Here is a 13,498-nt window from a genome sequence, read left to right as displayed (position 1 = left end):
GATTGTTGAAGGTTAAATTGTTAGCTATCGATTCAGCTATAGTTTAGCTACTTAAGTATAAGACGCAAGGTATTGCGTTTCTACAGTATGGTTTTGTTGATCAACTATAGACGCTAGCAGGAGCTGCGCACGCTGCTAGGTCTATAACTTTCTAACTTTCTACCTTTCTAACTTTCTAACTTATACCTTTCTAACTCCCAAACTCCCAAACTCATTCTCTCTTACTTCCGTAAATACCTCTTACCCTTTTCTCTTTTAGCCAAAGCTTGCACAGCTTTAGTAATGGTACTAAAAATTTTAGAAAATACTTTGTAACTAGCTGATAATCAGTAATATAAATTACATAATTTTTTGCTTTTTTTGCACCATTTCTGTAGGCATTGTGTTTAGATATTGTACTTAAACAAACAAAGCTAATAGAGATGAATCAACCAAGTAAAGACTTAAAAGTACAGAAGCCTAAGGTCGAGAGTTATGACATTGCGAAGTCGGATGAAACCATGCATCTGGCGGTAGACCTGGCGAAGTTCATTAAAGAGAACAGACTATACCAGAACATTCAGGGTAAAGAGTATGTGAACGTAGAAGGCTGGCAGTATGCCGGTTCGCGTTTAGGTATACTTCCTGTAGTGGAACATGTGGTGAATATAAGCACGGATGATGAAATAAAATACCAGGCAAAAGTTAACCTGCTGGACCTGCGTAGCCAGTTGGTAGTTGGGGCTGGTTTTGCGATCTGTTCTAACAAAGAGCAGGGTAAAAAATACTATCAGGAATTTGCGATTGCAAGTATGGCGCAGACACGAGCCATTGGTAAAGCATATCGTAACATTCTGGCCTGGATCATCAGAGCGGCTGGTTATGAACCAACCCCTGCAGAGGAGATGGACTATAGCGGCAACGAGCCTGCAAAAGCAGCTAAGAGCCCTGCTGTGCCAACCGAGAAAAAAGCAACTATGCGTGCCGCTGAAACCGCAGCTACAGCTGATAAGGAAGTAGCAGAAGCTCCTTCAACCAGCGTGCGTTATGCTTCGGCTAAGCAGAAAGAAGAAATTATCAGACTGCTGAATAACCCGGTAATTACGCGCCAGGAGAAAACGAAAATGTTATTAAACATAAACCGTTTTGATGAGGAACGGGCTGCCCAGGCAATTGATAAACTTAAAAAAGTAATTGAAGAGCGCGAAGACGGACAGTCGGCAGCAGCTTAATAAGCACTTATATTTCAGGAAAGCCTGCTTCAAAAGAAGCAGGCTTTTTTATATATTTAATTTTAAATTTAGGAAAGTCTAAAATATTTTAAAACATTTGTCTAAACATTCGTAATGTAGTGTAAAAAGCAAATGATGAACTATACCGTTACTCTAATTTTATTTCGTGTTAAGCAGTGTATCGTAACAACTGTATTTATCTTTTTAGCGCAGCATGCTTTTAGCCAACAGGTAAACCAGACTACAAAACCTGACCTCGAAACCGATCGCCCGGACCAGACAGAGAGTGCCTCTATAGTTGCTGCCCGTTCTTTTCAACTGGAAACTGGATTTTACTTCGAGAAAGCTACCGCTGGTAATACTGAAAGGATTTACACCGCTTATCCAACCACTTTGCTTAGGATTGGACTCTTGAAAGGAATAGAAGTGCGTGCGGAAGGTACTTACCAAAATTTTATAGTTGAGGAAAATGCAAAGACCAACGTAAATGGATTTGGGCCATTAACCATTGGTGCAAAAGTAAAGTTTTGGGAGGAGAGTGGTTTCAGGCCACAAACTGCATTCATGACAATGATAACGCTACCGGTAGGACATGACGCTTTCACTCCTGAAAATCCGGAGCCCAATCTGCGACTGTTGTTTAAAAATTCTCTTACAGATCAATTAGACCTGAGCCATAACCTGGCTTATGGCTGGGAAGATGGTAATGCAGTTAAAAGCTATTCTGTAAGTTTATGTATGGCATTAAATGATAGAATTGGCGCGTTTGGTGAGGTCTTTGGAGACAAAATAGATGGTGAAAAAGCGATTCATTCTGCTGATACTGGCATAACATTTCTGGTCTTACCAAATTTACAGTTAGATCTGGCCGCAGGCACTACCATCAATTCCCCGTATCCTGAATATTTTGTAACAACCGGTATTAGTGTCAGGTTACCCAGATAGTAGGCTATAGTTTTTAGATAATGTGTTAACCCAACCTTTGCCACACTTGGAAGGAGAGTTGCTGCTGTTGTTATAGTTTAAAGTATAGTTTTATAGTTTCTGAAGCCCAATCACCCAGCCCTTCAAACTACACCCACTACTTTCGAACTCTCGTTCTCTGAAGTCCGAGGCGGGGAGCTTTTTACCTCACCCTAGCCTTCACCTAAAAACAAGAGGGGAGTAACACACCCCTAACCCCTCTCAAGAGGGGAGTTTCTGCCTTGTTTATAGTTAGTGTTACAGTTTCATAGGTGCTGTTTTACCTCACCCCAGCCCTCTCCTAAAAGGAGAGGGAGTTTAAGCCTTTGCTATAGTTGGATTTATGGTTTTATAGTTACAGTCCACGAGGCGGACAGGTCGCGACCTGTCCCTACAGAATTATAGTCATGATCAATCTCGAAGCTTATCGGTTTAAGCTATAGTTAGCGCGTAATAGTAGAAAGATCACAGTCTTTGGGTTGAGTACCTTTGACTTGTTGCGGTGGCGTGAGCCAATCCGAGGAACGAGGATAGCAAGAAGGCAGCAGCACGATGCCCGAAGGCGGGGCCTCCCGGCCGTGAGGGCACCAAAGCTAGGGATGAAACGATGGGTAGGTAGAGCTCCCAGGATTGTAGGGAATTTGAAAGGATAGCTTGGTTCAGATAGCAAGTAATGTCAACTATAGGACATATAAGATTCCTCGGCTAACGCTCGGAAAGACGATAGAAATATAGAACCAACTATAGAACTTAGATTTCTCCTGACGTCGAAGTGACAAATCTTTAAAATATTCTGACTTCTCTTCCCAAAACTTTATCTTCGCTAAATAAACATCCACCCCTTGCAAGACATCCACCATATTCTTAAAACCTACTGGGGTTACGACCAATTCAGGCCGTTGCAGGAGGATATTGTGCAGTCGGTGCTGGATGGGAAAGATACACTGGCCTTATTGCCTACTGGTGGTGGTAAATCCATCTGTTTCCAGGTGCCGGCAATGGCGAAGGATGGGATTTGTCTGGTTGTTACGCCACTTATTGCCCTGATGAAAGACCAGGTAGAGCAGCTTAAAAAGCGGGGCATTACGGCAGTGGCTGTTTACTCCGGCATGAACCGCCGGGAGATTGATATTGCCCTGGACAACTGTGTGTATGGTAATATCAAATTTCTGTATTTGTCCCCGGAGCGTTTGCTGACAGATATTTTCCAGGAGCGGGTGAAGCGGATGAAAGTGAATCTGCTGGCCGTAGATGAAGCACATTGTATCTCGCAGTGGGGTTACGATTTCAGGCCACCTTATCTGCAACTGGCAGACCTTCGTGAGCTTTTACCAGGTGTACCTGTACTGGCATTAACCGCTACAGCAACCGAGCATGTTCGCCAAGACATCCAGGAAAAGCTGAGATTTAAGCAGCCAAATGTATTTGTAAAAAGCTTTGCCCGTTACAACCTGTCGTATTCCTGCCTTCCTACCGAAGATAAAGTAGGCCGGTTGCTGGAGATATTGCAACGCATGCCCGGGCAAAGTATAGTGTATGTACGAAGCAGGCGGCAAACCGTGGAGATAGCCCGGTTTTTGCAGAGCCGGAACATTGCAGCGGCGGCATACCATGCAGGTTTAAAGTTTGAGGAGCGCAGCAAAGCCCAGCAACTATGGATTGACGACAAAGTACGGGTAATGGTAGCCACCAATGCCTTCGGGATGGGGATTGATAAACCGGACGTGCGCCTGGTGGTGCACCTGGATCTGCCGGAGAGCCTGGAAGCGTATTACCAGGAAGCCGGACGGGCGGGCCGCGACGAGAAATATAGTTATGCGGTTATACTTTATGGCCCCAGCGATGTAGCCGATCTGCATAAAAAAGTAGAAGAAGCGCACCCGCCCCTGGAGCTTATCCGGAGGGTGTACCAGTGCCTTGCAAACTATTACCAGTTGGCCGTGGGCAGCGGTGCCATGAGCAGTTTCGATTTTGAGCTGGCCGATTTTGCCAATAACTATAAACTGAAGCCCCTGGAAGTGCACCATGCCATAAAACGACTGGAGGGAGAGGGGTACCTGCAACTCAGCGAAGGCTATTATTCACCGTCCAGGCTTTTTGTACAGCTTAATAACACCGCGCTTTACGAGTTTCAGGTGATGAACCCGGAACATGACAGCTTATTGCAACTGATATTGAGGGTGTACGGAGGCGAGGTATTTACCAATTTTATAAAAATATCGGAGCGCAAACTGGCCGAGTACCTTAAAAAACCGGAACAGGAAGTGCGCCGAAAATTAGAGTACCTGCATAAGTTACAGGTGATAGTTTACGAGCCCCAGCACGATGCGCCTCAACTGCTGTTTACAAAGCCCCGACAGGATGCCCATAACCTGCCCCTGAACCATAAAAAGCTGGACGAACTGCGCGGCCGGGCCCTGCTGCAGGTAAAAGAAATGGGCAGATACGTAGAGAATACCAACCGTTGCCGCACTCAGCTGTTACTGGCTTATTTTAACGAGCTATCAGACCAAAGCTGCCGCATATGCGACTATTGCCTGGCACAGCGTAAGAAAGAACGCAAAAAAAAAGAACTGCTAGCCTTGCGCCATAAAGTGCTTGCCCTGCTACAGCATAAACCAAGTATGCCCAAAGAACTGGTGCAGCAGTTCGAACCCAACGTAGCCGAAACTATAACATCGCTTGTACGCGAACTGCTGGACGTTGGTGAAATTACGTATAACACCGCCGGGCAATTGCAGAAATTAAATGCTGAACTGTAGTTGTAGCCCTATAACTAATCGCCATCTTAAATCACTGAACTGTACCTGTGTGTAGTTATAGTTTTTGTTACTTAACATGTTATAAATGATAGGGTTAAGAGGTGTTGCAAACAATCTGTCCAGAATTAAAAACTCTTATAAATTATACTTTCGCCATAAAAAATATTGTTTTTGCTAAAATAAAAAGTAAAGAATAAGTGATTTTTACACAGTACGTATATCTACTTAGCAGGAAGTTCAAACGGAATGAAGCAGGTATAGCAACACACCAACCGAAACACATAAAGCAATGGCTATGAAAGTTATTTTAGAAACCCGCATCCGGGAAGAAGCAATAGACGAAGCCAAAGCTTTTTTACAGGAAGTTATACCTGATGCCCTCGTTTACAAAGGCTGCCTGAACAGTAAATTGCTTCAGGATGAAAAAGAGCCTACGTCTTTATTAATGGTGGAAGACTGGGAATCGCAGGAGCATCACCGGAAGTACCTTGATTTCTGCACCCGGAACGGCATGTTGCGCAAATTGATCCGCTTTTTATCTAGCCCGCCCAATTTACGCTATTATCATACAATAGATTTGTGAGTTAAACTTGTAACTATTTGAAATAAAGATTGTTAATAAAGTAGATGCAAGGTGTCTGCTGAAAGCGAAAAATAAAACAAAGTATCCTGCGGGCAGTTTAAACTATAGCACAGAAACCACAGCGTAAACCTGAAACCTTGTAACACTAACAGCATCTTTTAAACACTGAAAGCATTTAACACATAAAGTTATAAAGAGATTAAGACGAGAGGAGTAAATCAGCGCCTTACGTGCAAGCTGCAAACATACACTCCTTTTGAGGTAGAGGGCAAAAGGAGCTAAACGGGTACAACCACCAGTATACAGTGGTTGTACTTCGTTTTTATAACCCATAACCTACGGTAGCACCAGCACCATATGTCTGGTAACAGGCGTAAATCCCTGATTCTCCCAAAATTTGAGGGCGGCCGTATTTTTTTCAGATACCTGTAGTTCAATGTGGTCGGCACCGTTGTCCTGCAGCCAGTTACGGGCAGCTTCAAACATTTCTTTACCAATGCCCTTACCTCTATAGTTGTGTTTGATTATAGTTTCAGCAATATAGCCCTTGCGGTTAAGTTCAAATCCGTTTACACCTTGTTTTATAGTACAGATCAGCATGTCCACCCACTCGCCGGCTTGCTCGTAGGCAAATACCTGTGTGCCTTTCTCCCGGATGCGGGTCAGGAATTCGGATTTCAGTTGTTTTTCGTGGTGAGGCTTGCATTTAAAAACCTTATGATGCCCCTGGTGATGCTGCATCAGCTCGAGCCACAACGGAAACAAATCATCAATATCTTCCGGTAACGCTTTTACGATCATAAGGTGTTGTGTTATACTTACGGAGTGTTTTATACGGCTAAAACAATTTTATTAGGTCTGCCGGTGTGGTTAACGCATGTGCATAGTCCGGAACCTGGCCAAAGCCATAGCTGGCAAAAACAAAAGGCACGTTAGCGACCACACTAGCTTCGTAATCGCCCTTCGTGTCGCCAATATACACGGGGTGATGGAGGTTGTTACGGGTTATCACATCCTTCAGGTTTTCGCCTTTGGGGTTGCCTGTGCGGCCAGAGCATTCATGGTCTGTAAATAAGTAATTAAGGTTATGATAATCGTAGAAAACCTCGATATACCCATCCTGGCAATTGCTTACGATAAAGAGTTTATACTTGCGCTGCAAATATTGTAAAGTTTCCTTCATGCCTGAAAAAAGCTCACCGCCATACTTTTTCAGGTGCTGCATTTCTTCCCGGCCGCTCACTTTCATCAGCTCTTTCTTCTGGGCATCGGTTAGGTTCGGAAAAAACTTGTTGTAGATAAGGTCATGCTGCATACCGGCAACACTTCGTATGTCTTCCTGCATAATTTCACGCACTTCAAAATCTACCTGCCTGCGGGCACTGTTCCAGGCGCGGGCTACTGTTTCGGTTGCATCCCAAAGGGTGCCATCCAGGTCAAAAAGCAGGCTGTCGGTTTGCTTGTTCATCGCTCTTATTAAGTTGTTGCAACATCCGGGTAAATAAACGTTACTTCATAAATTTTATCTTCCCGGATGCGGTACACGGCAATAGCTTCCGTGCGCGGTTTGTCTTTTGCTGTCAGCACCCGTTCATGGTCTATTACCACGTTGCCAGACACAATTCTATTTACTAACTCGCAATGCAGGTCAGGTGTTTCGGCAAATTTGTGGCTATAGCGCGTGCGCATTTCCGCAATGCCCTGGTAACTGAGCACACCCGGCTGCCGGTAAACTTTTACATCGTTAGTATAAGCTTTCAGAAAAGTATCGATGTCGCGGTTGTTATATGCTTGTAGTTGCAGGGTAGCAGGTGCCTCGATGCCAGTTGTTTTAGGGATATAATGTGGGGTGACAGTTAAATCAGCCATAAGCCTAACTATAGTTTAAGCGAAAAGTTTACCGGTTAAAAGTAGGCAATTTAACCTAAATCCAGAACCTGAAACACACGTATAGACCGCTTATGTTAGAAGAACTGATCATTCGTACACTCTGCGACACTTTGCCTACTATACCCGCCGATGCCTTGTTTTTATTTGGCCAGACCGAAGATAATCAGGATGCTGCTTTTGCCGCAGCAAAATTAATGCTTCACGAAAACTGTACTTCCAGGGTTCTGTTTCTGGGCACGCCACCCATGAGCGGTTACCCCGGCGGTACAACCTGGCTAAACGCTATGACGGCGCTAGGCATACCTGAACATAACCTGGAACTGATACAGCCTTTACCGGCCAACACCGAGCTATTACACACAGGCATCGAAGCCAACTCGATGGTACGGCATGCCCTGGCGAAGGGCTATAAAAGCGTTGTAGTTACGGCAGCACCGTTTCAGCAACCACGCGCATTTATGGCTGCGGCCACTGCAGCTATGCGCCATTACCCTGAGCTAAAAGTATATAGTTTGCCAGGTAAGCCTTTGCCGTGGCAGCAAATAGCCGTACACTCGCAGGGCAAAACCCAAAGCACCCGTGCCGGCCTGATAGCCGGTGAAATGAAACGCATCGAAAAATACAGTAAAGCAGGAGACCTTGCTACAGTAGAAGAGGTGTTGGATTATCTTAATAAAAGGGATTAAAGGTATATTACCATTTTTCATCATTTCGAGCGCGGTCGAGAAATCTTTTTGTCCTATAGTTTCCTATTGTCATTTCGACGTTAGGAGCAATCTGAATGCTACAGATAAAGTGTACTTCCCATAACGTCTTTCCGAGCTTTAGACGATGGATCTAATCTGTCTTATAATTTAAGCCTTCTGCAACTTAAAAAAACTATCCTTTCAAATCTCCTTCATTCCTGGGAGCTTTACTTACTTATCGTTTCATCTTTAGCTTTGGTGCCCTCACGGCCGGGAGGCCCCGTCTTTGGGCATCGCGCTGCTTTCGCTTCCTTTGCTCGTACCTCGCAATGCCTGACGGCACCGGAACCTCTCGAGGCGCTCAACCCAAAGACTGCGATCTTTCTGCTATTAACCTTTTACCCATAGCTTGCACCGGTAAGCTTCGAAATTGATCGTGACTATAGTTTAGTAGGGACAGGTCGCGACCTGTCCATCTCGTGGACTGTAACTATAGAATTGTAAAGTAAACTATAGCAATAGCAAAAAGTCCCCCTTTGAAGGGGGCAGGGGGATGACAAACCGTAACTATGAAACTGTAAAGCAAACTATAGCTAATACAGCAATTCCCCTCTTGAGAGGAGTTAGGGGTGTGTTACTCCCCTCTTGAGAGAGACAGAGAAGTATTATAGCAAAGGCTTGGGCACACTTCAAACAAGATCCTATCAGGAGGACAGAAGGAACGGTAATCAGGAAAACTCCATCTCCTGAGAAGAGAGGGCTGGAGTGAGATAAAACCTAGGGCGGCTAACTCCTCAAATATAAAAAGCCGCCAAAAACTATTCTTCTTCGTAAAATTCGATTAACGCACCAAAATAGGCTTCGTCCCAGCCTTCGGCAATGTCATTGTAGTCCTGGTCAGGGATGTTGGTGTGGCGCAGCTCGGCGGAGGTGCCAAATTTATGCGGATGCAGTTTTATAGTTACGATGGAAGGCTCTTCCTGCTCTCCGAAATACCACTGCTGTACTAGTTTCTTACCTTCTTCAAATTCAAGGTTTTTGCCAACTATACTTCCCTCGAATAACGAAAATTCAGAGCCCGGTTCTGTGCTCATTTCAGCTACGTCGCCGGTCCAGGCCTGCAGGGTAAGCGGGTTGGTAAGCGCTGCATAAACAATCTCAGGCTCAGCCGGAATGATGTAGTATTTTTTTAGGTCTTTCATGGTTATTGCTTGGCAAAGGTGCGGATGTATAATTCTTCTACTTTCTGGCGTGCCCAAGGCGTTTTGCGCAAAAATTTGAGGCTGGAGTTTATGCTTGGGTTGTTATTAAAGCTGTTGATGTTAATCTTATAGCCCAGTTCGTCCCAACCATAATAATCTACGAGTTGCACCAGTATACGCTCAAGTGTTTTGCCGTGCAGGGGGTTGTTCTTTTGTTCTTCCATTTACTAAAATGCAACGCGGTTACCTGACTACTACATACGCAGACGGCTTACCGGGCGGCAAGTTATAAAATTAAGTGCGGGGCAATACAACAGCAAAGCACATATTTATAAATGGCAGGCAACCAAAGCAACTATAACCTTTTACAGCAGCTTAAGTTTTAGTAACTATAAACCTGCGCAAACCTAAACTAGAACAATGAAAGCATACGTGGTAAACGAACCGGGCGGACCGGAAAAACTGGAACTGACTGAGCTTGCTAAACCAACTATAAAAGCTAACGAAGTGTTGGTAAAGGTAAAGGCTGTTAGTATAAATCCCGTAGATACCAAAACCCGCGAGGGCAAAGCATTTTACAACACCCTGAAAGAAACGGCACCGGTCATACCTGGCTGGGACATTTCGGGGGAGGTGGTGGAAGTAGGTAATGAGGTAACCTATTTTAAACCGGGCGATGAAGTTTTTGGCATGGTGAATTTTCCGGGGCACGGAAGAGCCTATGCCGAGTACGTTGCCGCTCCCGAAGCCCATTTAACACATAAGCCCGCAAATGTACCGCACCACGAGGCTGCCGCAGCTACCTTAGCTGCCCTTACGGCCTGGCAGGTGCTCGTAAACGAAGCTGCTATACAGCCAGGGCAGCGTGTGCTGGTACATGCTGCAGCCGGCGGTGTTGGTCATTTTGCCGTACAGATTGCCCACTATTTTAAAGCTATAGTTATTGGTACGGCATCAAAAGAGAACCACGATTTTATACGGAACATGGGTGCCGATGAACAGGTAGATTACAACGAATATAACGTAGAGGATGTAGTAACAGACGTAGACCTGGTATTTGATTCGTTGGGAGAGGAAAACAGCCGTCGCTCTTTAAAATGCCTGAAAAATGGTGGTAAACTGATCTCCATACTTGGTGGGGCAAAAGAAGCGGTACAGGAGGAAGCCAAAAAGCAGAATATTGAAGCCAAAAATTACCTGGTGCATTCCAGTGGCGAAGACATGGCCAAAATTGCGGATCTGATGAGCCAAGGGAAATTAACGGCGCATGTATCGCATGTGTATGATTTTGAGGAGATGGCTAAAGCACATGCACAGGTAGAAACACACAAAACACGTGGCAAAGTAGTAGTGCATGTCAGCTGAGCATAAATTAACTATACCTTACCAAACCTCTATACCCCATGACGACACAAACCAAGAACCTTGAAGTATGGCTGCGCGGCCCTGTGCCCGGCGTACCTGCCTTGTTGCAACCGGTAGCCCATGCGCTGCTGCAGGCCCGCGAAGAAGTAGAAAATTTTATGCACGATTTTCCGGAAGGACTAGTCTGGGAGCGCCCTGCCGGTGTGGCCTCGGTGGGCTATCATCTGCAGCACTTAACCGGTATACTGGAGCGCCTGTTTACGTATGCCGATGGTAACACCCTCACAGAAGACCAACTAGCCTACCTTTACGCAGAAGGCAAACCAACCAAAACTACCACAACAGAACTGGTACAGCACTTTCATGAGCAGGTAGATAAAGCCCTGGAAAAGCTGCGCCAAACGAACGAAGAAACGTTAACGGAAGTGCGCAAGGTAGGGCGTTCGCAGGTAGCGTCTTCGGTAATAGGGCTATACTTTCATGCTGCTGAACACACTATGCGCCATGTAGGCCAATTGTTGGTAACAGCGCGTGTGCTACGCGGGCAACTGATCTAGCAATACAGCAGTAGTATAACAAACAGCCCTGCACAATTTTAAAAACGGTGCAGGGCTGTTTGTTTTGTTTAGATATGACTGAAAACTCCGGAGAGGTTTTCCATATATTTCTGGCCAGAGCCTGTGTTTAGCAGCAGGATTTTTTCGTCAGGCGCGATCAGGCCTGCCCCCAGTTGCTTGCGTGCTGCCATCCAGACAGCTGCTCCTTCGGGGGCTACAAACAACCCTTCGGCTGCACCTAGTTCTTTCAACCCTTCCACCATTTCCTCTTCAGTGATACTTATAGCCGAGCCACCCGATTCGCGGATAGTTTGCAACATCAGTGTTTCACCTAAAGGGCGCGGAACAGCAAGGCCATTGGCTATAGTTGGTTTTCCTACATAGTTTTGTGCGTTTGCCTGTCGTCCGGCTATAGTTTCGATGAGGGGCTGGCAATTAGCGGCCTGTACAGCTACCATGCGTGGCAACTGTATCGTTTCATCCAGCCAGCCTAGTTGCAGCATTTCTTTAAAGGCTTTCCAGATGCCGATGAGGCCGGTGCCACCACCGGCAGGGTAAAGTATAACGTCGGGCAAGTTCCAGTTAAGCTGTTCGGCTATTTCGTAACCCATGGTCTTTTTACCCTCCAGGCGGTACGGCTCTTTTAATGTTGATACATCCAGTAGCTCGCCGTTGCTGTTCAGTTCTTTTACTTTGGCAGCGCAGTCGTTTATCAGGCCATCAACAAGTATAACATCGGCACCATACCAGTAACATTCTTCTTTAAAAGCTTTGGGGGTATGGCGGGGCATTACCACCACGGCTCGCATACCAGCTTTGGCGCAATAGGCGGCCATCGCTACGCCGGCGTTACCGGCTGTAGGTATAATGCAGCCCTGCACGCCGTGTTCTTTTGCTTTGGATATAGCCATACTTAAGCCGCGGGCTTTAAATGAGCCGGTTGGGTTCTGGCCTTCGTCTTTCAGGCGCAACGATTTTAGCTCGTATTTTTTAGCCAGATTGCCCAGCGTAAGGATAGGAGTAAAACCCTCGCCAAGGCTTACGATGTTCTCCTGGTGTAGTACCGGCAGCATTTCTTTATACCGCCACATAGTGCCTTCGCGCTGTTTAAGTATAGTTTTGGGCAGGTTTATAGTTGCATCGTAATGCGCCAGCAGCGGCATGTGGCAGCAAGATGATACGGTCTGCTTGCTAAAAGCAGAATAAGGGGTTTGGCAGCTTGAGCAAGTTAAGGTGCTTATATAGCTGGTAAGTGTTTGTGCGGTAGTTTCCATATCTTTCATCTACGGTAATTTGCAGATGCGATATGACGAAACAAAATAGCAAATTGGAATAGCCTATTCCGGATTGGAATAGTGTTGCCTGGTGAACTGTATAAAGCCTTTGTAGGGGAAATTGTTTTCGGTGCCCTTGCGCTGTATAAAATTAAAGCTACGTTTTACTTTCAGGTCTGCGATCGAAACCTCTACCAGTTCGCCGCTCTGTAATTCTTTTAGCACCGCCTGGCGCGGCAAAAATGCAAGGCAGGAATCTACACGCACAAAATTCTTTAATGCCTCGGTTCCGCCCAGTCTTATCCGTATGGGTAGTTTGCTCATGTTTATTTTTTTTCGCTCCAGGGCTTGTTCCAGCACGGCCAGGGTACCCGAGCCACGTTCGCGCAGGGCCAGCGGTATATCATACAGGTCTTTTATTTCGAGCTGCTGCTTTTTTAGCGGGTTACGTGCCGAGCACACAGCTATCACATCATCGGTCAGGAAAGGGGTGTAGGTTACGTTGCTTACCTTGCTGATGCCTTCCACAATGCCTAGGTCCAGTTCGTGGTCGAGCAGGGCTTTGAGAATGTTTTCGGAGTTACGGTTTTTGAGGGTGAGGTGTACGTTAGGGTTTTTCTGCAGATAGGCTGAGAGCACTGGCGGCAAAATGTACAGCGAAATGGTGGTGCTGGCACCTAGCACCATATTTACCTGAGGCGAAAAGTTCTCGTTAAGCTGCGTAAAGGCATGGTGGAGTTCGTGCTGTAGTTGTTTGGCGGTCTGTAGTTTGTCATAGAGTAGTTTGCCGGCGGGCGTAAGTATAACGCTGTTGCCGAGTCGCTCAAAAAGGCCGGTTTTATAGTATTCTTCCAGCGCTTTTACCTGCTTGCTTATCGCAGACTGACTGATAAACAGCGTTTGGCTTGCCTTTGTAAAGCTAAGCAGACGTGCCACTTCCAAAAAGATTTCGTGCTTATGCGAGATCATGCCCTGCCTGTTTACAAGTATAGTTTCCGGTTTCTT

The 13,498-nt window shown here is 45.8% G+C and carries 14 protein-coding genes; 7 read left to right on the top strand and 7 right to left on the bottom strand.

The features are described from left to right. Positions 1–422: 422 nt before the first annotated feature. The 4 genes from GWO68_RS11945 to GWO68_RS11930 all read left to right on the top strand — a co-directional run bounded on the left by GWO68_RS11945 (position 423) and on the right by GWO68_RS11930 (position 5,519). The gene (locus GWO68_RS11945) at positions 423–1,211 is read left to right on the top strand and encodes a hypothetical protein (protein ID WP_162346681.1); all 789 of its coding nucleotides are present in this window, start codon (positions 423–425) and stop codon (positions 1,209–1,211) included. Positions 1,212–1,343: 132 nt separating this feature from the next. After that, positions 1,344–2,156, top strand: a complete 813-nt coding sequence (locus GWO68_RS11940) for a transporter (RefSeq protein ID WP_162346680.1) — start codon at positions 1,344–1,346, stop codon at positions 2,154–2,156. Between the two features lie 860 nt (positions 2,157–3,016). Beyond that, positions 3,017–4,936, top strand: a complete 1,920-nt coding sequence (locus GWO68_RS11935) for a RecQ family ATP-dependent DNA helicase (protein WP_162346679.1) — start codon at positions 3,017–3,019, stop codon at positions 4,934–4,936. 295 nt (positions 4,937–5,231) lie between these two features. Then, positions 5,232–5,519, top strand: coding sequence for a putative quinol monooxygenase (locus GWO68_RS11930; protein ID WP_162346678.1), 288 nt, complete (start codon positions 5,232–5,234; stop codon positions 5,517–5,519). Positions 5,520–5,855: 336 nt separating this feature from the next. On the opposite strand, the gene GWO68_RS11925 is transcribed toward GWO68_RS11930, so the two are convergent. Genes GWO68_RS11925 through GWO68_RS11915 form a run of 3 tightly spaced genes read right to left on the bottom strand, consistent with a single transcriptional unit; the run spans position 5,856 to position 7,388 of the window. Next, on the bottom strand, positions 5,856–6,320 hold the full coding sequence (locus tag GWO68_RS11925; RefSeq protein WP_162346677.1) for a GNAT family N-acetyltransferase: 465 nt from the start codon (positions 6,318–6,320) through the stop codon (positions 5,856–5,858). A gap of 37 nt (positions 6,321–6,357) precedes the next feature. After that, a complete protein-coding gene (locus GWO68_RS11920) occupies positions 6,358–6,987 on the bottom strand; it encodes an HAD family hydrolase (protein ID WP_162346676.1) in 630 nt (209 codons plus the stop codon). 8 nt (positions 6,988–6,995) lie between these two features. Continuing rightward, positions 6,996–7,388 (bottom strand): nuclear transport factor 2 family protein, encoded by a 393-nt coding sequence (locus GWO68_RS11915; protein WP_162346675.1) that lies wholly within the window; start codon positions 7,386–7,388, stop codon positions 6,996–6,998. A 92-nt stretch (positions 7,389–7,480) separates the two neighbouring features. Between GWO68_RS11915 and GWO68_RS11910 the strand changes: the two genes are divergently transcribed. Continuing rightward, positions 7,481–8,095 (top strand): YdcF family protein, encoded by a 615-nt coding sequence (locus tag GWO68_RS11910; protein WP_162346674.1) that lies wholly within the window; start codon positions 7,481–7,483, stop codon positions 8,093–8,095. 818 nt (positions 8,096–8,913) lie between these two features. On the opposite strand, the gene GWO68_RS11905 is transcribed toward GWO68_RS11910, so the two are convergent. Together GWO68_RS11905 and GWO68_RS11900 are read right to left on the bottom strand one after the other, a co-directional pair. Next, a complete protein-coding gene (locus GWO68_RS11905) occupies positions 8,914–9,297 on the bottom strand; it encodes an SRPBCC domain-containing protein (protein ID WP_162346673.1) in 384 nt (127 codons plus the stop codon). Positions 9,298–9,299: 2 nt separating this feature from the next. Beyond that, positions 9,300–9,521 (bottom strand): VF530 family protein, encoded by a 222-nt coding sequence (locus GWO68_RS11900; protein WP_162346672.1) that lies wholly within the window; start codon positions 9,519–9,521, stop codon positions 9,300–9,302. A 196-nt stretch (positions 9,522–9,717) separates the two neighbouring features. Here GWO68_RS11900 and GWO68_RS11895 point away from each other — a divergent pair, with 196 nt between their 5' ends. Both GWO68_RS11895 and GWO68_RS11890 read left to right on the top strand, forming a co-directional pair. Further along, on the top strand, positions 9,718–10,662 hold the full coding sequence (locus GWO68_RS11895) for an NADP-dependent oxidoreductase (protein ID WP_162346671.1): 945 nt from the start codon (positions 9,718–9,720) through the stop codon (positions 10,660–10,662). Between the two features lie 38 nt (positions 10,663–10,700). Continuing rightward, complete coding sequence (locus tag GWO68_RS11890) at positions 10,701–11,219, top strand: DinB family protein (protein WP_162346670.1); 519 nt, start codon at positions 10,701–10,703, stop codon at positions 11,217–11,219. A 68-nt stretch (positions 11,220–11,287) separates the two neighbouring features. On the opposite strand, the gene GWO68_RS11885 is transcribed toward GWO68_RS11890, so the two are convergent. Together GWO68_RS11885 and GWO68_RS11880 are read right to left on the bottom strand one after the other, a co-directional pair. Beyond that, complete coding sequence (locus GWO68_RS11885) at positions 11,288–12,493, bottom strand: threonine synthase (RefSeq protein WP_162346669.1); 1,206 nt, start codon at positions 12,491–12,493, stop codon at positions 11,288–11,290. A gap of 63 nt (positions 12,494–12,556) precedes the next feature. After that, on the bottom strand, positions 12,557–13,462 hold the full coding sequence (locus GWO68_RS11880; protein WP_162346668.1) for a LysR family transcriptional regulator: 906 nt from the start codon (positions 13,460–13,462) through the stop codon (positions 12,557–12,559). Positions 13,463–13,498: the final 36 nt, after the last annotated feature.

The sequence above is a fragment of the Pontibacter fetidus genome (assembly GCF_010119545.1).
In the GTDB taxonomy this organism is placed as follows: domain Bacteria; phylum Bacteroidota; class Bacteroidia; order Cytophagales; family Hymenobacteraceae; genus Pontibacter; species Pontibacter fetidus.
This window is presented reverse-complemented; position numbering and strand designations above follow the sequence as displayed.